The sequence below is a fragment of the Micromonospora sp. 067-2 genome, from assembly GCF_046549295.1.
GTDB lineage: Bacteria > Actinomycetota > Actinomycetes > Mycobacteriales > Micromonosporaceae > Micromonospora.
The window spans coordinates 37,858-58,371 of the sequence record NZ_JAJPWB010000015.1 but is presented as its reverse complement, the minus strand read 5'-3'; the positions used below and the strand labels follow the sequence as shown (position 1 = coordinate 58,371).

At 68.0% G+C, this 20,514-nt stretch carries 20 protein-coding genes; all 20 read left to right on the top strand.

Features of this window, described 5'->3' with window-relative positions; genetic code table 11:
• The first annotated feature begins 28 nt into the window (after positions 1–28).
• Positions 29–412, top strand: coding sequence for a 50S ribosomal protein L7/L12 (gene rplL, locus ACLJN9_RS30015; RefSeq protein ID WP_410815045.1), 384 nt, complete (start codon positions 29–31; stop codon positions 410–412).
• A 575-nt stretch (positions 413–987) separates the two neighbouring features.
• A complete protein-coding gene (locus ACLJN9_RS30010) occupies positions 988–4,419 on the top strand; it encodes a DNA-directed RNA polymerase subunit beta (RefSeq protein ID WP_410815044.1) in 3,432 nt (1,143 codons plus the stop codon).
• 80 nt (positions 4,420–4,499) lie between these two features.
• On the top strand, positions 4,500–8,390 hold the full coding sequence (locus ACLJN9_RS30005) for a DNA-directed RNA polymerase subunit beta' (protein WP_410815043.1): 3,891 nt from the start codon (positions 4,500–4,502) through the stop codon (positions 8,388–8,390).
• Positions 8,391–8,489: 99 nt separating this feature from the next.
• On the top strand, positions 8,490–8,858 hold the full coding sequence (locus ACLJN9_RS30000) for a hypothetical protein (RefSeq protein WP_410815042.1): 369 nt from the start codon (positions 8,490–8,492) through the stop codon (positions 8,856–8,858).
• 561 nt (positions 8,859–9,419) lie between these two features.
• Positions 9,420–9,800 carry a phage holin family protein gene (locus ACLJN9_RS29995; protein ID WP_410815077.1) on the top strand — a complete coding sequence of 127 codons (381 nt, stop codon included), beginning with the start codon at positions 9,420–9,422 and terminating at the stop codon, positions 9,798–9,800.
• Positions 9,801–10,310: 510 nt separating this feature from the next.
• Complete coding sequence (gene rpsL, locus ACLJN9_RS29990) at positions 10,311–10,685, top strand: 30S ribosomal protein S12 (protein ID WP_007465318.1); 375 nt, start codon at positions 10,311–10,313, stop codon at positions 10,683–10,685.
• 1 nt (position 10,686) lies between these two features.
• Entirely contained in the window at positions 10,687–11,157 is a 471-nt protein-coding gene (rpsG, locus tag ACLJN9_RS29985) for a 30S ribosomal protein S7 (RefSeq protein ID WP_030489583.1), read from the top strand.
• A 74-nt stretch (positions 11,158–11,231) separates the two neighbouring features.
• Positions 11,232–13,328 (top strand): elongation factor G, encoded by a 2,097-nt coding sequence (gene fusA, locus ACLJN9_RS29980; RefSeq protein WP_410815041.1) that lies wholly within the window; start codon positions 11,232–11,234, stop codon positions 13,326–13,328.
• A 213-nt stretch (positions 13,329–13,541) separates the two neighbouring features.
• Positions 13,542–14,735 carry an elongation factor Tu gene (gene tuf, locus ACLJN9_RS29975; RefSeq protein ID WP_410815040.1) on the top strand — a complete coding sequence of 398 codons (1,194 nt, stop codon included), beginning with the start codon at positions 13,542–13,544 and terminating at the stop codon, positions 14,733–14,735.
• A gap of 350 nt (positions 14,736–15,085) precedes the next feature.
• Positions 15,086–15,394, top strand: a complete 309-nt coding sequence (gene rpsJ / locus ACLJN9_RS29970) for a 30S ribosomal protein S10 (RefSeq protein ID WP_007073037.1) — start codon at positions 15,086–15,088, stop codon at positions 15,392–15,394.
• An 11-nt stretch (positions 15,395–15,405) separates the two neighbouring features.
• Positions 15,406–16,071, top strand: a complete 666-nt coding sequence (gene rplC / locus ACLJN9_RS29965; protein WP_328420545.1) for a 50S ribosomal protein L3 — start codon at positions 15,406–15,408, stop codon at positions 16,069–16,071.
• A complete protein-coding gene (rplD, locus tag ACLJN9_RS29960) occupies positions 16,068–16,718 on the top strand; it encodes a 50S ribosomal protein L4 (RefSeq protein ID WP_410815038.1) in 651 nt (216 codons plus the stop codon). Before rplC ends, rplD begins: the two co-directional genes overlap by 4 nt.
• Positions 16,715–17,017: a 50S ribosomal protein L23 gene (rplW, locus tag ACLJN9_RS29955; protein WP_088998352.1), complete on the top strand. Its 303-nt coding sequence runs from the start codon at positions 16,715–16,717 to the stop codon at positions 17,015–17,017. Before rplD ends, rplW begins: the two co-directional genes overlap by 4 nt.
• 12 nt (positions 17,018–17,029) lie before the next feature.
• Positions 17,030–17,869: a 50S ribosomal protein L2 gene (gene rplB / locus ACLJN9_RS29950; protein WP_355590466.1), complete on the top strand. Its 840-nt coding sequence runs from the start codon at positions 17,030–17,032 to the stop codon at positions 17,867–17,869.
• A gap of 12 nt (positions 17,870–17,881) precedes the next feature.
• Positions 17,882–18,163, top strand: coding sequence for a 30S ribosomal protein S19 (rpsS, locus tag ACLJN9_RS29945; RefSeq protein ID WP_007465299.1), 282 nt, complete (start codon positions 17,882–17,884; stop codon positions 18,161–18,163).
• 41 nt (positions 18,164–18,204) lie between these two features.
• Entirely contained in the window at positions 18,205–18,663 is a 459-nt protein-coding gene (gene rplV, locus ACLJN9_RS29940) for a 50S ribosomal protein L22 (RefSeq protein WP_089018943.1), read from the top strand.
• Positions 18,663–19,535, top strand: coding sequence for a 30S ribosomal protein S3 (rpsC, locus tag ACLJN9_RS29935; RefSeq protein WP_410815037.1), 873 nt, complete (start codon positions 18,663–18,665; stop codon positions 19,533–19,535). Before rplV ends, rpsC begins: the two co-directional genes overlap by 1 nt.
• Before the next feature lie 3 nt (positions 19,536–19,538).
• Complete coding sequence (gene rplP / locus ACLJN9_RS29930) at positions 19,539–19,964, top strand: 50S ribosomal protein L16 (RefSeq protein ID WP_053653940.1); 426 nt, start codon at positions 19,539–19,541, stop codon at positions 19,962–19,964.
• The gene (rpmC, locus tag ACLJN9_RS29925; protein ID WP_357006882.1) at positions 19,964–20,200 is read left to right on the top strand and encodes a 50S ribosomal protein L29; all 237 of its coding nucleotides are present in this window, start codon (positions 19,964–19,966) and stop codon (positions 20,198–20,200) included. Before rplP ends, rpmC begins: the two co-directional genes overlap by 1 nt.
• Complete coding sequence (gene rpsQ, locus ACLJN9_RS29920) at positions 20,197–20,475, top strand: 30S ribosomal protein S17 (protein ID WP_030489590.1); 279 nt, start codon at positions 20,197–20,199, stop codon at positions 20,473–20,475. Before rpmC ends, rpsQ begins: the two co-directional genes overlap by 4 nt.
• The last annotated feature ends 39 nt before the right edge of the window (positions 20,476–20,514 follow it).

Sequence of the window (20,514 nt, the reverse complement as noted above, 5' to 3'; positions counted from 1 at the left end):
TTATCAGAAACAGGAAAGGACGCCAGACATGGCGAAGCTCAGCACCGACGAGCTGCTCGACGCGTTCAAGGAGATGACGCTGATCGAGCTCTCTGAGTTCGTGAAGCAGTTCGAGACGACCTTCGAGGTCACCGCCGCCGCTCCGGTCGCGGTCGCCCAGGGCGGCGGCGGCGCCGCTGCTGCCCCGGTCGAGGAGGAGCAGGACGAGTTCGACGTCATCCTCGAGGCTGACGGCGGCAAGAAGATCCAGGTCATCAAGGTCGTGCGCGAGCTGACCGGCCTGGGCCTCAAGGAGGCCAAGGACGCGGTCGAGGCCGCGCCGAAGGCCATCCTCGAGAAGGTCAACAAGGAGACCGCCGAGAAGGCCAAGGCCAAGCTCGAGGGCGAGGGCGCCAAGGTCACCCTCAAGTGACCTGACGCTCCACCAGCGCGTGCCCCGCTCGGTCGAGCGCGGACACGATCGCGTCGCGGCGGGCGGTGATCCGACACGGATCGCCGCCCGCCGTGTCGGTTGGTCCGGGCAACGACCCGTCCTGAGCTGGGTGCCGACAACCACCGACGGGGGTCCGGACGAGCCTCCCGGCGTCGCCCTCCGGTGGGAAAGAACGGATGACCCGGGTACCGGCCCTTGACGCGGCCCCGGCCTGCCAGGCACGCTGACACCAGCAAGACACCGCGCTTGCGACGGCCACGACGTGGGTAATGACAGCGGCGGCACCATGGGCCGCGGCAACCCGAACGGCCCAGCGGGAACGTTGCGTTCAGAGCGGCCCGGCAGACCCCGGTTTTCGGGGGCCGAGGCGCGTTCCGCAAACGACCTGCGGGGTGGGCTGGACAGCGGTTAGCCTCTCGGCTACACTGCTAGTTTGCGCTGCCTTCCGACTTGACCCCTGCTCGGAAATGTCCGTTTGCGGATATTTCTGGTGGGGTCATTGGAGTGCACGCGTACCAGCCGTTCTGCAGCACCGGTCCTCGGAAGGACGCATCTTGGCAGCTTCCCGCCCTGCGAAGACCAGTCGTACGTCGAGCGCATTCGCTCCCCGCCGAGTTTCATTCGGCAGGATCACCGAACACCTCGAGGTCCCCAACCTCCTCGCCATCCAGAACGAGTCCTTCGACTGGCTCGTCGGCAACGAGGGTTGGCAGGGCCGGTCGGCGGACGACCCGCACGCACGCTCGGGTCTCGCGGAGATCCTTGAAGAGATCAGTCCCATTGAGGACTTCTCCGGCACCATGTCACTCTCCTTCTCGGCGCCGCGCTTCGACGAGGTCAAGGCCTCGATCGAGGAGTGCAAGGAGAAGGACCTGACCTACTGCGCTCCGCTCTTCGTGACCGCGGAGTTCACCAACAACACCACTGGCGAGATCAAGAGCCAGACGGTGTTCATGGGTGACTTCCCGATGATGACGCCCAAGGGCACCTTCGTCATCAACGGCACCGAGCGCGTCGTGGTCAGCCAGCTCGTCCGGTCTCCGGGCGTGTACTTCGACAAGCAGCCGGACAAGACCTCCGACCGCGACCTCTCCAGCGTCAAGGTCATCCCGAGCCGGGGTGCCTGGCTGGAGTTCGACATCGACAAGCGCGACACGGTCGGCGTCCGCATCGACCGCAAGCGTCGGCAGGCCGTCACCGTCCTGCTCAAGGCCGTCGGATGGTCGGCCGAGCGGATCCGCGAGCGGTTCGGCTGGTCCGAGCTGATGATGACCACGCTCGAGAAGGACCACATCGCCGGCGCCGACGAGGCCCTGCTCGATATCTACCGCAAGCTGCGCCCTGGCGAGCCGCCGACGCGCGAGAACGCCCAGACCCTGCTCGACAACCTCTTCTTCAACCCGAAGAGGTACGACGTCGCCAAGGTCGGGCGTTACAAGTTCAACAAGAAGCTCGAAGTCAACGTTCCGATCACCACCGGCACGCTGACCGAGGACGACATCGTCGCCACCGTGGAATACCTGTGCCGGCTGCACGCCGGCGAGGACGGCTACGAGGCAGACGACATCGACCACTTCGGCAACCGGCGCCTGCGCACCGTGGGTGAGCTGATCCAGAACCAGGTTCGGGTCGGCCTGTCCCGCATGGAGCGGGTCGTCCGTGAGCGGATGACCACGCAGGACGTCGAGGCGATCACCCCGCAGACCCTGATCAACATCCGCCCGGTGGTGGCGGCGATCAAGGAGTTCTTCGGGACGTCGCAGCTGTCCCAGTTCATGGACCAGACCAACCCGCTGGCGGGCCTGACCCACCGGCGTCGGCTGAGCGCGCTCGGCCCGGGTGGTCTGTCCCGGGAGCGGGCCGGCTTCGAGGTCCGCGACGTGCACCCGTCCCACTACGGCCGGATGTGCCCGATCGAGACGCCGGAGGGGCCGAACATCGGCCTGATCGGCGCGCTGTCCACCTTCGCCCGGGTCAACCCGTTCGGCTTCATCGAGACGCCGTACCGGAAGGTCATCGAGGGTCGGGTCACCGACCAGATCGACTACCTGACCGCGGACGAGGAGGACCGGTTCGTCAAGGCTCAGGCCAACGCGCCGCTGCGGGCCGACGGCACGTTCGCCGAAGAGCGGGTCCTGTGTCGTCGTAAGGGCGGTGAGACCGAGGACGTCGTCCCCGGTGCCGTCGACTACATGGACGTGTCGCCGCGACAGATGACCTCGGTCGCGACCGCCATGATCCCGTTCCTCGAGCACGACGACGCCAACCGGGCACTGATGGGCGCGAACATGCAGCGCCAGGCGGTGCCGCTGGTCAAGGCCGAGGCGCCGCTGGTCGGTACGGGCATGGAGTACCGGGCCGCGGTCGACGCTGGCGACGTGGTGGTCGCCGAGGTCGGCGGTGTGATCGAGGACCTCTGCGCCGACTACGTCACCATCCACCAGGACGACGGCCACCGCCGGACGTACCTGCTGCACAAGTTCCGCCGCTCCAACGCCGGCTCCTGCGTCAACCAGAAGCCGGTCGTCTTCGAGGGCGACCGCGTCGAGGCCGGTCAGGTCATCGCCGACGGTCCGTGCACCGACGAGGGCGAGATGGCGCTCGGGCGCAACCTGCTCGTGGCGTTCATGTGCTGGGAGGGTCACAACTACGAGGACGCGATCATCCTGTCGCAGCGCCTCGTGCAGCAGGACGTGCTCACCTCGATCCACATCGAGGAGCACGAGGTCGACGCCCGGGACACCAAGCTCGGCCCGGAGGAGATCACCCGCGACATCCCGAACGTCAGCGAGGAAATGCTCGCCGACCTCGACGAGCGCGGCATCATCCGGATCGGTGCCGAGGTCGTCCCCGGTGACATCCTGGTCGGCAAGGTCACGCCCAAGGGTGAGACCGAGCTGACCCCGGAGGAGCGGCTGCTTCGCGCGATCTTCGGTGAGAAGGCGCGTGAGGTCCGGGACACCTCGCTGAAGGTGCCGCACGGCGAGACCGGCACGGTCATCGGTGTGCGTACCTTCTCCCGCGAGGACGGCGACGAGCTGCCTCCGGGCGTCAACGAGCTGGTCCGGGTGTACGTGGCCCAGAAGCGGAAGATCCAGGACGGCGACAAGCTCGCCGGCCGGCACGGTAACAAGGGCGTCATCTCCAAGATCCTGCCGATCGAGGACATGCCGTTCCTGGAGGACGGCACCCCCGTCGACATCGTGCTCAACCCGCTTGGTGTGCCGAGCCGGATGAACATCGGCCAGGTGCTCGAAACCCACCTCGGCTGGGTCGCCAAGACCGGCTGGAAGGTCGAGGGCGACGACGCGTCCTGGAAGAAGCAGCTGCGTTCGATCGACGCGCACGAGTCCGAGGGGGACACGAACGTGGCCACCCCGGTCTTCGACGGCGCCCGCGAGGAGGAGATCGCTGGTCTCCTCTCGTCGACGCTGCCCAACCGGGACGGCAACCAGCTGATCGGCTCCAGTGGCAAGGCGCAGCTGTTCGACGGTCGCTCCGGCGAGCCGCTGCCGGACCCGATCGCGGTCGGCTACATCTACATCCTGAAGCTCAACCACCTGGTCGACGACAAGATCCACGCACGGTCGACCGGCCCGTACTCGATGATCACGCAGCAGCCGCTGGGTGGTAAGGCGCAGTTCGGTGGTCAGCGTTTCGGTGAGATGGAGTGCTGGGCGATGCAGGCGTACGGCGCCGCGTACGCCCTGCAGGAGCTGCTCACGATCAAGTCCGACGACGTGCTCGGCCGGGTGAAGGTCTACGAGGCCATCGTCAAGGGCGAGAACATCCCGGAGCCGGGCATCCCGGAGTCGTTCAAGGTGCTGCTCAAGGAGCTGCAGTCGCTGTGCCTCAACGTCGAGGTGCTGTCCAGCGACGGTGTGGCCCTGGAGATGCGCGAGACCGACGACGAGGTGTTCCGGGCCGCCGAGGAGCTGGGCATCGACCTGTCCCGGCGCGAGCCGAGCTCGGTCGAAGAGGTCTGAGGTGAGCGGTCGGGGGCCGGCGAGCCGGCCCCCGACCCCGCCCGAGAATTAGCAGTACAGACGACGACATAGGGGACATAGTGCTCGACGTCAACTTCTTCGACGAGCTGCGCATTGGTCTCGCCACCGCCGACGACATCCGTCAGTGGTCGCACGGCGAGGTCAAGAAGCCTGAGACGATCAACTACCGCACCCTGAAGCCGGAGAAGGACGGGCTCTTCTGCGAGAAGATCTTCGGTCCGCAGCGGGACTGGGAGTGCTACTGCGGTAAGTACAAGCGCGTCCGGTTCAAGGGCATCATCTGTGAGCGCTGCGGCGTCGAGGTGACTCGCTCCAAGGTCCGTCGCGAGCGGATGGGTCACATCGAGCTGGCCGCTCCGGTGACCCACATCTGGTACTTCAAGGGCGTGCCGAGCCGGCTGGGTTACCTGCTGGACCTCGCCCCCAAGGACCTCGAGAAGATCATCTACTTCGCCTCGTACGTCGTGACGAGCGTGGACGCGGAGTCGCGTCACCGCGACCTCTCGACGATCGAGAACGAGATCCTGGCCGAGAAGCGGCAGTCCGAGAACAGCCGCGACTCGGAGATCGAGAAGCGCGCCGCCAAGCTCGAGGCCGACCTGGCCGAGCTGGAGGCCGAGGGTGCCAAGGCGGACGTCCGGCGCAAGGTCAAGGAGGGCGGAGAGCGCGAGATGCGCCAGATCCGCGACCGGGCCCAGCGCGAGATCGACCGCCTGGACGAGGTGCTGGACACCTTCCGCAAGCTGGAGCCGAAGCAGCTGGTCACCGACGAGCTGCTCTACCGCGAGCTGCGCGACCGGTTCGGTGAGTACTTCACCGGTTCCATGGGCGCCGAGGCCATCAAGGCGCTGGTCCAGAACATGGACCTCGACGCCGAGGCCGAGAGCCTGCGGGAGACCATCCGGTCCGGCAAGGGTCAGCGGAAGATCCGGGCGCTCAAGCGGCTCAAGGTCGTGGCGGCGTTCCTGAACACCCGTAACTCGCCGCTCGGCATGGTGCTGGACTGCGTCCCGGTCATCCCACCGGACCTGCGCCCGATGGTGCAGCTCGACGGTGGCCGGTTCGCGACCTCGGACCTGAACGACCTGTACCGCCGCGTGATCAACCGGAACAACCGCCTCAAGCGGCTGATCGACCTCGGCGCGCCCGAGATCATCGTCAACAACGAGAAGCGGATGCTCCAGGAGGCCGTCGACGCGCTGTTCGACAACGGTCGTCGCGGCCGGCCGGTCACCGGCCCGGGTAACCGCCCGCTCAAGTCGCTGTCCGACATGCTCAAGGGCAAGCAGGGCCGGTTCCGCCAGAACCTGCTGGGCAAGCGCGTCGACTACTCCGGCCGTTCGGTCATCGTGGTCGGCCCGAAGCTCAAGCTGCACCAGTGTGGTCTGCCCAAGCAGATGGCCCTGGAGCTGTTCAAGCCGTTCGTGATGAAGCGGCTGGTCGATCTCAACCACGCGCAGAACATCAAGTCCGCCAAGCGGATGGTCGAGCGGCAGCGCCCGGTCGTGTGGGACGTGCTGGAAGAGGTCATCGGCGAGCACCCGGTGCTGCTCAACCGGGCGCCGACCCTGCACCGTCTGGGCATCCAGGCCTTCGAGCCGCAGCTGGTCGAGGGCAAGGCCATCCAGATCCACCCGCTGGTCTGCACGGCGTTCAACGCCGACTTCGACGGTGACCAGATGGCGGTGCACGTGCCGCTGTCCGCCGAGGCCCAGGCCGAGGCACGGATCCTGATGCTGTCGTCGAACAACATCCTCAAGCCGGCCGACGGCAAGCCGGTCACCATGCCCACCCAGGACATGGTCATCGGCCTCTACCACCTCACCCACTTCACCCCCGGTGAGAAGGGCGAGGGTCGGGCGTTCAGCTCGGACGCCGAGGCGCGGATGGCTTTCGACAACGGCGAGCTGCACCTGCAGGCGCCGGTGCGGATCCGGCTGCGCGGCGTGGTCGGTGTCGACAACGGCGCCGGTGCCGAGCCGTGGACCGCCCCGGAGGGCTGGGTCGAGGGTGACCCGCTGACCGTGGACACGACCCTGGGTCGGGTGCTGTTCAACGAGACGCTGCCGCAGGGCTACCGCTTCGTGAACTACGAGATCCGCAAGGGTCAGCTCTCCGCGATCGTCAACGACCTCGCCGAGCGCTTCCCCAAGGTGGCGCTGGCCGCCACCCTGGACGGGCTCAAGGAGGCCGGTTTCCACTGGGCCACCTGGTCCGGCGTCACGATCGGCATGGAGGACGTCATCGCTCCGCCGCGTAAGGCGGAGATCCTGGCGAAGTACGAGAAGGAAGCCGACCGGATCGACAAGCAGTACCAGCGTGGTCTGATGACCGCCGAGGAACGTCGCGGCGAGCTCATCGAGATCTGGACCAAGGCGACCAACGAGGTCGCCAAGGAGATGGACACCGCGCTGCCGCAGGAGAACCCACTGTGGAAGATGATCCACTCGGGTGCTCGCGGTAACCTGCTCCAGCTCCGGCAGATCGCGGCGATCCGTGGTCTGGTGGCCAACCCGAAGGGCGAGATCATCCCGCGGCCGATCAAGGCCAGCTACCGGGAGGGTCTGTCCGTGCTGGAGTACTTCATCTCCACGCACGGTGCTCGTAAGGGTCTCGCCGACACGGCGCTGCGGACCGCCGACTCGGGTTACCTGACCCGTCGTCTGGTGGACGTTTCGCAGGACGTGATCATCCGCGAGGAGGACTGCGGCACCGACCGGGCGATCCCGATGCAGATCGGCGAGCGCCTGGAGGGCGGCAAGCTGGTCGTGCACGAGCACGCCGAGACCAGCGTGCACGCCCGTACCCTGGCCGACGACATCAAGGGGCCCGACGGCACCGTGGTCGCCGAGCGGGGTCAGGACATCAACTCCATCGGGGTCGACAAGATCGTCGCCGCCGGCGTGGAGACGGTCCGGGTGCGCAGCGTGCTCACCTGCGAGTCGAAGCTGGGTGTCTGCGGTGCCTGCTACGGGCGTTCGCTGCCGACCGGCAAGACCGTGGACGTCGGCGAGGCGGTCGGCATCATCGCCGCCCAGTCGATCGGTGAGCCGGGTACGCAGCTGACGATGCGTACCTTCCACACCGGTGGTGTCGCGGGTGAGGACATCACCCAGGGTCTGCCGCGTGTCCAGGAAATCTTCGAGGCCCGGGTCCCGAAGGGTAAGGCGCCCATCGCCGACACCCCCGGCCGGATCCGGATCGAGGACGGCGAGCGCTCGCGGAAGATCATCGTGGTTCCGGACGACGGCAGCGAGGAGATCGTCTACGACAAGATCTCCAAGCGTGTCCGGCTGCGGACCCACGACGGCGGTCACGTCGAGGTCGGCGAGAAGCTCACCGAGGGCACCATCGACCCGCACGAGCTGCTGCGCATCCTCGGCCCGCGCGCGGTCCAGGTCCACCTGACCCAGGAGGTCCAGGAGGTCTACCGCTCGCAGGGTGTGCTCATCCACGACAAGCACATCGAGATCATCATTCGCCAGATGCTCAAGCGGGTGACGGTCATCGACTCCGGCTCGACCGAGTTCCTGCCGGGTGTGCTGGTCGACCGTGCGCTGTTCGAGTCGGAGAACCGCCGGCTCGTCTCGGAGGGCGGCGAGCCCGCCGCCGGCCGTCCGGTGCTGATGGGTATCACCAAGGCCTCGCTGGCCACCGACTCCTGGCTCTCGGCGGCCTCCTTCCAGGAGACCACCCGGGTGCTGACCGACGCTGCGATCAACTCGCGCAGCGACTCGCTGGTCGGCCTCAAGGAGAACGTGATCATCGGAAAGCTCATCCCGGCCGGTACCGGTATCAGCAAGTACCGCAACGTCCGGGTGGAGCCGACCGAGGAGGCCAAGGCCAAGGTCTACTCGATGACCGGTTACCCGGAGACCGACTACGGATTCGGGCCGTCCAGTGGGCAGGCCGTGCCGCTGGACGACTTCGACTTCGGGTCGTACCGCTGAGCACCGAGCACCAACGACGACGAGGCCCCCGGCATCCGCCGGGGGCCTCGTCGCATCCGGACCGGCCCACCCGCGGGCCGGGTTCGGCATGATGGAGGCATGACGACCGCACCCGGGCAGGTGTCCGTGGCGCAGCAGGACCTGCGACACCCGCTGGATCCCGACCCCGCCCGTGCCACGAAGGCTCGGGCGGTCTTCGCGTTGGGGCTGCTCGGCCTGTTGACCGGCCTGTTCATCGGCGGGGTCGTGCCCGCCACGGTGGCGCTCCAGCTGGCCCGGCAGGCGCGCCGGGAGGCGTACGCCTCGGGGGGCTTTCTGACCGGCAGCGCGTGGCTGCGGCGGGGGGAGCGGCTAGCCTGGGCCGGTCTGGTGCTGGTTGTGGTCAGCGTGGTGGCCGCGGTGGTGATCGGCGTGGTCCGGTTGGCCGGCGCGCCGTTCGGTCACGACTACCCCGCGAACATGGACTGAGCCGCCCGCGGCCGCCCGGCGTGGGCGGCGGCACCCTCGGCGGTAGCCTGGCGGGTGTCCGCCGCGCGGCGGTGGCGGCCCTGTCGACAGGAGGACCTCGTGACGGAACCGGCGCGGCCCCCGGACGAACCGGCCGGGCATCCTGGCGCGCCGGACCAGGCACCGGGCCGGTCCGAGCCGAGCGCCTGGGCGCGGCCCGACCCGGGTGGGCAGCCGGGCCCGCCGGCCACCTTTCCCGACCCGGGTACGACGCCAACGTCCTCGCCCCAGTGGAGCGCCCCGGTGCCGGCCGCGCCCGCCTGGGGCGCACAGCCCCCGCACGCGTCGCCGTCCGGTTGGGGCGGAGCCAACCCGCTCCGCCCAGCTCAGCCGTACCCGGTCTCCGGGGCGCCGCAGTCGTCGCCGCACGGCTGGGGTCAGCCGTCCTCCGGACCGACGGGCGGGTTCGCGGCGCCGCCGGGCTGGGGACAGCCACCGGCGGGGCGCGGCCCCGGCTGGGGCCCGGCGCCGGGCGGGGGGGTGCCGCCGCCCTCGGACGATCAGCGGCGGCCGCCGAAGCGGGTGGAGCAGGTGCCGGGAACGCCGTTCGGCGTGGTGTACCTGGACGTGCCACCGGTCACCTCCGGGCTGGCCGTCGGGGCGCTGGTGGCCGGGATCGCGTCGATCCTGGTCGCGCTGCTGGTGATCTGCATCGGGGTGGCCTTCGCGGCCGACGCCGGGGCCTGGGCGTCCGGGGCGTTCGCGGTCCTCGGGGTGCTGGCCGGGGTGGCCGCCATCGTCTCGGGCCTGCTCGGTCAGCGGCAGATGCGCCGGCCCGCTCCACCACCCGGGGTCCGCTTCAGCGGCCGGGGGCTGGCGGTGGCCGGTATCAGCTGCGGTGCGGCGGGAGCGCTGCTCAGCCTGCTGGGCCTGGGTCTGGCCCTGGTGATCTCCCTGACGTGAGGCTGATCACCCGGGCCCCGGCCGGATCGGCGCAGATGGCGCGCCGGCTCTCCGGTCCCGGTCCGGGGGCGACGGGTGACCCTGCGGGGAAGCCGGTACACTTGTCCCCGTAGGTGCCCGCTGCGGGCGACGGGGCAGAACGAGATCGGGCTGGCGGGTGTGAGACGTCGCCGGGCCATTCCGTTTTGACCTGGCCGGCTGTGGTAGGTACTCTTTCCCCTTGTGCCCGGGCGTGCCCGGGCAACTCGTGCGTGCGCTGGATCCGGATTCCGGACCGCGGCACGACAAGCCAGATCCGGGGCGGGGCGATCCGCGTGCCGGTGAACAAAACCCGGTACGCCCGCGGAAGCGTCCGTACCGGGACCGTGAGTGGGGCGACACGCCCGACCGCGGGTGCCGGGGCCTCCGCAAGGTGGCCCTGGTCGGAATGTAGGAGAGCCGGTCATCAGGCCGGCTAACGAGCAGACGGCGCGGCCGCAACACTGCGGCCGAAGGGAGCGGAGAAACCCGGTGCCCACGATTCAGCAGCTGGTCCGAAAGGGCCGCCAGGCTAAGACGACCAAGACCAAGACCCCGGCGCTGAAGGGTTCCCCTCAGCGGCGCGGCGTGTGCACCCGCGTGTACACCACCACCCCGAAGAAGCCGAACTCGGCGCTGCGCAAGGTCGCTCGTGTGAAGCTCAGCAGCCAGATCGAGGTGACCGCCTACATCCCGGGCGTCGGTCACAACCTGCAGGAGCACTCGATCGTGCTCGTTCGCGGCGGCCGGGTGAAGGACCTCCCCGGCGTGCGTTACAAGATCGTCCGCGGTTCGCTGGACACCCAGGGTGTCCGTAACCGCAAGCAGGCGCGCAGCCGTTACGGCGCGAAGAAGGAGAAGAGCTGACATGCCGCGTAAGGGACCCGCTCCGCGGCGGCCACTGGTCGCTGACCCGGTGTACAACTCGCCGCTGGTCACCCAGCTGGTGAACAAGATCCTGCTGCGCGGCAAGCGTCAGCTCGCCGAGACGATCGTGTACGCGGCCCTCGAGGGCTGCCGCGAGAAGTCCGGTACCGACCCGGTCGTCACCCTCAAGCGGGCGATGGACAACGTCAAGCCGACCCTCGAGGTGCGCAGCCGTCGTGTCGGTGGCGCCACCTACCAGGTTCCGGTCGAGGTCCGCCCCACCCGGGCGACCACGCTGGGCCTGCGTTGGCTGGTCACCTACTCTCGCGCCCGGCGCGAGAAGACCATGGTCGAGCGGCTCATGAACGAGCTGCTGGACGCGAGCAACGGCCTCGGTGCCGCCGTCAAGCGGCGCGAGGACACGCACAAGATGGCCGAGTCCAACAAGGCCTTCGCGCACTACCGCTGGTAACACCCTGGTTCCGGCGCCTTCGGGCGCCGGAACCGCCACCAGTTGAGTCGAGACGACGATAAGTAGGGATTGAAGTGGCCGCCGCAGACGCGCTCGCCAACGTACGCAACATCGGCATCATGGCGCACATCGATGCCGGTAAGACCACGACCACCGAGCGGATCCTGTTCTACACCGGTATCACGTACAAGATCGGTGAGGTCCACGAGGGCGCTGCCGTCATGGACTGGATGGAGCAGGAGCAGGAGCGTGGCATCACCATCACCTCCGCTGCTACCAAGTGTGAGTGGAAGGGCCACACGATCCAGATCATCGACACGCCCGGACACGTCGACTTCACGGTCGAGGTCGAGCGGTCGCTGCGGGTGCTGGATGGTGCGGTAGCGGTCTACGACGGTGTCGCCGGCGTGGAGCCGCAGACGGAGAACGTCTGGCGGCAGGCCGACAAGTACAACGTCCCGCGGATGTGCTTCGTCAACAAGCTCGACCGGACCGGCGCCGACTTCTTCCGCTGCGTGCAGATGATGATCGACCGGCTCAACGCCACCCCGCTGGTGCTCCAGATCCCGATCGGGCTCGAGGGTGACCACATCGGTGTCGTCGACCTCATCGGCATGCGCGCCCTCACCTGGCGTGGGGAGACCCAGAAGGGTGACGACTACACGATCGAGGAGATCCCGGCCGAGCTGGCCGACTCCGCGGCCGAGTGGCGCGAGAAGCTGATGGAGACCCTGGCCGACGTCGACGACGCGGTGATGGAAAAGTACCTGGAAGGCGAGGAGGTCTCCGTCGAGGAGATCAAGGCCGCCATCCGGCGCGCCACCATCGCTGGCAAGGCCAACCCGGTGCTCTGCGGCTCGGCGTTCAAGAACAAGGGCGTCCAGCCGATGCTCGACGCCGTGGTCGACTTCCTGCCGTCGCCGCTGGACGTTCCGGCGATCGAGGGCACGGCCACCGACGGCGAGACGCCGCTGCTGCGCAAGCCGTCCAAGTCGGAGCCCTTCGCGGGTCTGGCCTTCAAGATCCAGACGGACAAGCACCTCGGCAAGCTCACCTACGTCCGGGTCTACTCCGGCCTGCTCGAATCCGGTTCCCAGGTGGTCAACTCCACCAAGGACCGCAAGGAGCGGATCGGCAAGATCTACCAGATGCACGCCAACAAGCGGGAAGAGCGTCCGTCGGCGCAGGCCGGCGACATCATCGCCGTGCAGGGTCTCAAGCAGACCACCACCGGCGACACCCTCTCCGACCCGGCGAACCCGGTGATCCTGGAGTCGATGACGTTCCCGGAGCCGGTCATCTCGGTGGCGATCGAGCCGAAGACCAAGTCCGACCAGGAGAAGCTGGGCACCGCCATCCAGCGCCTGGCCGAGGAGGACCCGACCTTCCGCGTCCGGTTGGACGAGGAGACCGGTCAGACGGTCATCTCCGGCATGGGCGAGCTGCACCTGGACATCCTGGTCGACCGGATGCGCCGCGAGTTCAACGTCGAGGCCAACGTCGGCAAGCCGCAGGTGGCGTACCGCGAGACCATCCGCCGCAAGGTGGACAAGGTCGAGTACACCCACAAGAAGCAGACCGGTGGTTCCGGCCAGTACGCCCGGGTCATCGTGAGCGTCGAGCCGCTGCCTCTGGACAACGACTCGCCGACCTACGAGTTCGCCAACGGCGTCAGCGGTGGCCGCATCCCCCGGGAGTTCATCCCGTCGGTGGACGCGGGTGCGCAGGACGCCCTGCAGTACGGGATCCTCGCCGGCTTCCCGCTGGTCGGTGTCAAGCTGACCCTGCTGGACGGCCAGTACCACGAGGTCGACTCGTCGGAAATGGCATTCAAGATCGCCGGCTCGATGGTGATGAAGGACGCGGCCCGCAAGGCCGACCCGGCGTTGCTCGAGCCGATGATGGCCGTTGAGGTCACCACTCCTGAGGAGAACATGGGTGACGTCATCGGCGACCTCAACTCCCGCCGCGGCCTGATCCAGGCGATGGAGGAGCGCAGTGGCGCCCGCATCGTGAGGGCTCTGGTGCCGTTGTCGGAGATGTTCGGCTACGTCGGCGACCTGCGGTCGAAGACCCAGGGCCGGGCTAGCTACAGCATGCAGTTCGACTCCTACGCCGAGGTTCCGCAGAGCGTCGCGAAGGAGATCATCGCCAAGGCAACGGGCGAGTAACCGTCCTGAGCAGGTGATTCGTGGTCGGCCGCGGGAGGTTTTCCCCGCCCGCGGCCACCACGATCGGATCGCGTGAGACCGGGCCTGTAGGCTTCATCGCCGCAGAACCCACAAAAGCTTCCCGGCCGTTCGGCCGGAAAGGCTGTCGACAGAGTCCTAAGCGCCGACCGGCGCGCCGGGCGTACGAACCAAGAAGTCCACAGGAGGACACCAGTGGCGAAGGCTAAGTTCGAGCGGACTAAGCCGCACGTCAACATCGGCACCATTGGTCACATCGACCACGGTAAGACGACGCTGACGGCGGCCATCACCAAGGTCCTGCACGACCAGTTCCCGGACCTGAACCCCTACACGCCGTTCGACGAGATCGACAAGGCGCCGGAGGAGAAGGCCCGCGGCATCACGATCTCGATCGCGCATGTCGAGTACCAGACCGAGGCGCGGCACTACGCGCACGTCGACTGCCCCGGGCACGCCGACTACATCAAGAACATGATCACCGGTGCCGCGCAGATGGACGGCGCGATCCTGGTGGTGGCGGCGACCGACGGCCCGATGCCGCAGACCCGCGAGCACGTGCTGCTGGCCCGTCAGGTTGGTGTGCCGTACATCGTCGTGGCGCTGAACAAGAGCGACATGGTCGATGACGAGGAGCTCCTGGAGCTCGTCGAGCTCGAGGTCCGTGAGCTGCTCTCCTCGCAGGAGTACCCGGGTGACGACCTGCCGGTCGTCCGGGTCTCGGCGCTGAAGGCCCTCGAGGGTGACCCCGAGTGGACCGGCAAGCTGCTGGACCTGATGACCGCGGTCGACACCTCGATCCCGCAGCCGGAGCGCGAGGTCGACAAGCCGTTCCTGATGCCGGTTGAGGACGTCTTCACGATCACCGGTCGTGGCACCGTCGTCACCGGTCGTGTGGAGCGCGGCGTTCTCCTGCCGAACGAGGATGTCGAGCTCGTCGGTATCAAGGAGAAGAGCTTCAAGACCAAGGTCACCGCGATCGAGATGTTCCGGAAGACCCTGGACGACGCCCGCGCAGGCGAGAACGTCGGCCTGCTGCTGCGTGGCACCAAGCGCGACGAGGTCGAGCGCGGCATGGTCGTCGTGAAGCCGGGCTCGAACACCCCGCACACGGAGTTCGAGGCGACGGTCTACATCCTCTCCAAGGAGGAGGGCGGCCGGCACACCCCGTTCTTCCAGAACTACCGCCCGCAGTTCTACTTCCGGACCACGGACGTCACCGGTGTCGTCACCCTTCCCGAGGGCACCGAGATGGTCATGCCGGGTGACAACACCACCATGTCGGTGAAGCTGATCCAGCCCATCGCCATGGAGGAGAACCTCAAGTTCGCGATCCGCGAGGGTGGCCGCACCGTCGGCGCCGGGTTCGTCACCACCATCGTCAAGTGAACTAGGTAACCCCGATTAGACCCGCCGCCGGTCGTGCGGCATACTAGTCAGGTTGCGTAACGACAGATTGTCACCTGTGTTCTGCTTTCGCTGAACCTCCGGGTGACGAGACAGTCGAGCGTGGGGTGGTTGGCGGCCCAGTCGCCAACCACCCTCGCACGGCGTTCAGGTCGCGGTAATGCGATCGGCGCCTTGACCCACCGCGCGGTCAGCACCGCTCCGGAGTTCCGGGGCGGAGCCCGGTCCGAGGGCGCGACACGCCCGACCGCGGGGGTCGGCGAAGTGGGCCTGTGCCAGCCGGTACAGGCGCCCGCAACACAGCGGCATCGAGAGAAGGAACAGAAGCCACCATGGCGGGACAGAAGATCCGCATCCGGCTCAAGGCCTATGACCACGAGGTCGTCGACTCCTCGGCTCGGAAGATCGTCGAGACGGTGACGCGCACCGGGGCGCAGGTCGCGGGCCCGGTGCCGCTGCCCACGGAGATCAACCGTTTCTGCGTTATCCGCTCGCCGCACAAGTACAAGGACTCGCGCGAGCACTTCGAGATGCGCACGCACAAGCGGCTGATCGACATCATCGACCCGACTCCGAAGACGGTCGACTCGCTCATGCGCCTCGACCTGCCGGCTGGCGTCGACATCGAGATCAAGCTGTAGGGACCGGACAAATGGACAGGCAAGTCAAGGGGATCCTGGGCGCCAAGCTCGGCATGACCCAGGTCTGGGACAACAACCGTGTTGTTCCCGTGACCGTGGTCGAGGCCGGCCCGTGCGTCATCAGTCAGGTTCGTAGCGCCGAGAAGGACGGTTACTCCGCGGTCCAGCTGGCGTACGGCATCATCGACCCGCGCAAGGTCAAGAAGCCGATCAGCGGGCACTACGCGAAGGCGGACGTGGCGCCGCGCCGGCACATCGTCGAGCTGCGCACCACGGACGCTGGGGAATACTCGCTCGGCCAGGAGGTCACGGTCGACGAGTTCCCGGCGGGCGTCACGATCGACGTCACTGGCAAGACCAAGGGCAAGGGCTACGCCGGCCCGATGAAGCGGCACGGCTTCCACGGCCTGCGCGCCAGCCACGGTGTCGAGCGCAAGCACCGCTCGCCCGGTTCCATCGGCGCCTGCGCCACTCCGGGTCGTGTCTTCAAGGGCACCCGGATGGCCGGCCGGATGGGCGGCGTGCGCTACACCGTGCAGAACCTCACCGTCCAGGCGGTCGACACCGAGAACAACCTCCTGCTCGTCCGTGGTGCCATTCCTGGTCCCAAGGGCGCGCTGGTTCTGGTCCGTACCGCGGCCAAGAGCAAGGTGAAGAAGGGCGGTGCGGCCAAGTGACCACCGTTGACGTGCGCACCGTCGAAGGCACCACCAGCAGCTCCGTCGAGCTGCCGGCGGACATCTTCGACGTGCAGGCCAACGTCGCGCTGATGCACCAGGTCGTGGTGGCCCAGCTCGCGGCGGCCCGACAGGGCACGCACAAGGCCAAGACCCGCGGCGAGGTCGCCGGTGGCGGCAAGAAGCCGTACAAGCAGAAGGGCACCGGTCGCGCCCGCCAGGGCTCGATCCGCGCGCCGCAGTTCGCCGGCGGTGGCGTCGTGCACGGTCCCGTGCCGCGCGACTACAGCCAGCGGACCCCGAAGAAGATGAAGGCCGCCGCTCTGCGGGGTGCCCTCTCCGACCGGGCCCGCGCCGGGCAGGTGCACGTCGTCGAGGCGTTCGTCTCGGGCGAGAAGCCGTCGACCAAGGCGGCTCTGGCCACGCTGACCAAGCTCACCGAGGCCCGTCGGGTCCTGGTCGTGCTCAGCAGCGCCGACGAGCTGAACTGGGTGTCCCTGCGCAACGAGCCGCGGGTGCACCTCATCGAGTCCGGCCAGCTGAACACGTACGACGTGCTGGTGGCCGACGACGTGGTCTTCACCAAGGACGCCCTGGACGAGTTCCTGGGTGTGCCCGCCGAGACCACCGAGGAGGGTGGCAAGTGAGCACCATCGCCGACCCGCGCGACATCATCGTGGCGCCGGTCGTCTCGGAGAAGAGCTACAGCGAGCTGAACCGGAACTGGTACACCTTCCTGGTGCACCCGGACGCGAACAAGACCGAGATCAAGATCGCTATCCAGCAGATCTTCGACGTCCGCGTCCTGACGGTCAACACGCTCAACCGCCAGGGCAAGCGCAAGCGCACCAAGACCGGCTTCGGTCAGCGCAAGGCGACCAAGCGGGCGATCGTGAAGCTGGCTGACGGTGACCGTATCGAGGCCTTCGGCGGCCCGGTCAGCTGAAGGGTGTAGACAATGGCTATCCGTAAGTACAAGCCGACGACGCCGGGCCGACGTGGCTCGAGTGTCGCCGACTTCGCCGAGATCACCCGGTCCACGCCGGAGAAGTCGCTGCTGGCTCCGCTGCCGAAGAAGGGCGGGCGTAACGCCCACGGCCGGATCACCACGCGGCACCACGGTGGCGGTCACAAGCGCCAGTACCGTCTGATCGACTTCAAGCGGGTCGACAAGGACGGCGTGCCGGCGAAGGTCGCTCACATCGAGTACGACCCGAACCGCACGGCGCGCATCGCGCTGCTGCACTACGCCGACGGCGAGAAGCGGTACATCCTCGCGCCGAAGGACATCAAGCAGGGCGACCGCGTCGAGTCCGGTCCGGGCGCCGACATCAAGCCCGGCAACAACCTGCCGCTGCGCAACATCCCGGTCGGCACCACGATCCACAACGTGGAGCTGCGTCCGGGTGGCGGCGCCAAGCTGGCCCGGTCCGCCGGGGTCGGAATCCAGCTGCTCGGCCGTGAGGGCGCGTACGCGACCCTGCGTATGCCGTCCGGCGAGATCCGGCGTGTGGACGTGCGCTGCCGCGCCAGCGTCGGCGAGATCGGCAACGCCGATCAGTCGAACATCAACTGGGGCAAGGCCGGCCGTATGCGGTGGAAGGGCAAGCGCCCGACCGTCCGTGGTGTCGCCATGAACCCGGTCGACCACCCGCACGGTGGTGGTGAGGGTAAGACCTCCGGTGGTCGCCACCCGGTCAACCCGCAGGGTAAGCCCGAGGGCCGCACCCGCCGTAAGGGCCAGCCGAGTGACCGGCTGATCGTCCGCCGTCGCTACGCCACGCGTAAGCGCGGCTGAGGGAGATAAGACATGCCTCGCAGCCTGAAGAAGGGCCCGTTCGTCGACGACCACCTGCTCAAGAAGGTGGAAGTTCAGAACGACAAGGGCTCGAAGAACGTGATCAAGACCTGGTCGCGGCGCTCGACGATCATCCCGGAGATGCTGGGGCACACGATCGCCGTGCATGACGGACGCAAGCACGTCCCGGTGTTCGTGACCGAGGCGATGGTCGGGCACAAGCTCGGCGAGTTCGCGCTGACCCGCACGTTCAAGGGTCACGAGAAGGACGACCGGAAGAGCCGTCGGCGCTGACGCCGCGGGCATACGGATAGAGGGAACAAGGGGTTACAGCGATGCCAGGAAAGGGCGACGCTCCGGTGCTTCCGGGCGCGCGGGCGGTTGCGCGGCACGTGCGCATCTCGCCGATGAAGGCGCGCCGGGTGGTCAACCTCGTCCGCGGCCTGCCCGCGAAGGAGGCTCTCACGGTGCTGCAGTTCGCGCCGCAGGCTGCGAGCGAGCAGGTGTACAAGGTGCTCGCCAGCGCGATCGCCAACGCGGAGAACAACGAGCGGCTGGACCCCGACGCGTTGCTCGTGAGCGAGGCGTTCGTGGACGAGGGCCCGACGATGAAGCGGTTCCAGCCGCGGGCGCAGGGCCGGGCCTACCGGATCCGCAAGCGCACCTGCCACATCACCGTGGCGGTCGAGGCGGTCGCGCCGGCAGCGCCGAGGAAGGCCGCGGCGAAGAAGGCCGCCCCGGCGACGCAGGCCGCACCGGCCGAAGCGCAGAGCAAGACGGAGGACGCCGAGTAATGGGTCAGAAGGTTCACCCCACTGGGTTCCGGCTCGGCATCTCGACCGACTGGAAGTCCCGCTGGTTCGCGGACAAGCTCTACAAGGACTACATCGGCGAGGATGTCAAGATCCGCCGGATGATGTCCAAGGGCCTGGAGCGCGCCGGCATTTCCAAGGTCGACATCGAGCGCACCCGCGACCGGGTCCGGGTCGACATCCACACCGCCCGGCCGGGCATCGTCATCGGCCGTAAGGGTGCGGAGGCCGACCGGATCCGCGGCGAGCTCGAGAAGCTCACCGGCAAGCAGGTCCAGCTGAACATCATCGAGGTGAAGAACCCCGAGTCGGACGCCCAGCTCGTCGCGCAGGGCGTGGCCGAGCAGCTCTCCAGCCGGGTCAGCTTCCGTCGGGCGATGCGCAAGGCCATGCAGTCGGCGATGAAGAACCCGGTCTGCAAGGGCATCCGGGTGCAGGTCTCGGGTCGCCTCGGCGGCGCCGAGATGAGCCGGACCGAGTTCTACCGCGAGGGTCGGGTTCCGCTGCACACGCTCCGCGCCAACATCGAGTACGGCTTCTTCGAGGCCCGTACCACGTTCGGCCGGATCGGCGTGAAGGTGTGGATCTACAAGGGTGACGCGGTTCCTGGTCGGGAGACTCCGGCCGAGGCCGGTCCCGCCCGCCCGCGTCGTGGTGAGCGTGGCGACCGTCCGGAGCGGCCGCGCCGTGGTCGGTCCGGTTCGTCCGGCACGACCGCCGGTGGCACCGAGGCTGGCCGGGCTGCCGCGACCACCATCGCGCAGCAGGCCGAGACGCCGAGCGGTGAGCCGGTCGACACCGGCGCGGTCGCCGCCGTCGCGACTCAGCCGGCAGAAACGCAGCAGGAGGGCTGACAGATGCTGATGCCGCGCAAGCCCCCGAAGGGCTTCCGCAAGCCGCACCACCCGGACCGCAGTGGCGCGTCCAAGGGTGGCAACCGGGTGGTGTTCGGCGAGTTCGGGATCCAGGCTCTCGAGCCGGCGTACGTGACCAACCGGCAGATCGAGTCGGCGCGTATCGCGATGACCCGTCACATCAAGCGTGGTGGCAAGGTCTGGATCACGATCTTCCCGGACCAGGCCCTCACCAAGAAGCCTGCCGAGACCCGGATGGGTTCCGGCAAGGGCTCGCCCGAGTGGTGGGTCGCCAACGTCAAGCCGGGGCGGGTTCTCTTCGAGATGTCCTTCCCCAACGAGCAGACCGCGCGAGAGGCCATGCGTCGCGCGATCCACAAGCTCCCGATGAAATGCCGCATTGTTACGCGCGAAGTGGGTGAATCCTGATGGCAGCGGGCGTTAAGGCGACCGAGCTGCGTGAGCTCTCCGAAGAGGAGCTGGTCACGAAGCTGCGGGAGGCCAAGGCGGAGCTGTTCAACCTCCGCGTGCAGGCCGCAACCGGGCAGCTGGACAACAACCGGCGGCTGCAGGTCATCCGTCGGGAGATCGCCCGGATCTACACGATCATGCGTGAGCGCGAGCTGGGGCTCTCGGTCGCGCCGACTGAGGTGACTGCATCATGACCGAAGAGACCGCCACCGCCGCCGCGCGGTCGCGCCGCAAGGTCCGCGAGGGCCTGGTGATCAGCGACAAGATGGACAAGACCGTCGTGGTCGAGGTCGAGGACCGGGTTCGGCACGCGCTGTACGGCAAGATCATGCGCCGTACGGCCAAGCTGAAGGTGCACGACGAGCAGAACGCCGCCGGCACGGGTGACCGGGTTCTCATCATGGAGACCCGGCCGCTGAGCGCCACCAAGCGTTGGCGGATCGTGGAGATCCTGGAAAAGGCCAAGTAGCGAAGGCTCGAGCCCGGCGATACGTCGGGCGTAGGTTCC

Bases quoted from the DNA above. Each gene is read 5' to 3' on its own strand.
- rpsC (WP_410815037.1), top strand. From the start codon at position 18,663: ATGGGTCAGAAGGTTCACCCCACTGGGTTCCGGCTCGGCATCTCGACC.
- rplC (WP_328420545.1), top strand. From the start codon at position 15,406: ATGGACAGGCAAGTCAAGGGGATCCTGGGCGCCAAGCTCGGCATGACC.
- ACLJN9_RS30000 (WP_410815042.1), top strand. From the start codon at position 8,490: ATGACGACCGCACCCGGGCAGGTGTCCGTGGCGCAGCAGGACCTGCGA.
- rpsS (WP_007465299.1), top strand. From the start codon at position 17,882: ATGCCTCGCAGCCTGAAGAAGGGCCCGTTCGTCGACGACCACCTGCTC.
- rplV (WP_089018943.1), top strand. From the start codon at position 18,205: ATGCCAGGAAAGGGCGACGCTCCGGTGCTTCCGGGCGCGCGGGCGGTT.
- rpsJ (WP_007073037.1), top strand. From the start codon at position 15,086: ATGGCGGGACAGAAGATCCGCATCCGGCTCAAGGCCTATGACCACGAG.
- rplL (WP_410815045.1), top strand. From the start codon at position 29: ATGGCGAAGCTCAGCACCGACGAGCTGCTCGACGCGTTCAAGGAGATG.
- rplB (WP_355590466.1), top strand. From the start codon at position 17,030: ATGGCTATCCGTAAGTACAAGCCGACGACGCCGGGCCGACGTGGCTCG.
- rpmC (WP_357006882.1), top strand. From the start codon at position 19,964: ATGGCAGCGGGCGTTAAGGCGACCGAGCTGCGTGAGCTCTCCGAAGAG.
- rplP (WP_053653940.1), top strand. From the start codon at position 19,539: ATGCTGATGCCGCGCAAGCCCCCGAAGGGCTTCCGCAAGCCGCACCAC.
- rpsG (WP_030489583.1), top strand. From the start codon at position 10,687: ATGCCGCGTAAGGGACCCGCTCCGCGGCGGCCACTGGTCGCTGACCCG.
- rpsQ (WP_030489590.1), top strand. From the start codon at position 20,197: ATGACCGAAGAGACCGCCACCGCCGCCGCGCGGTCGCGCCGCAAGGTC.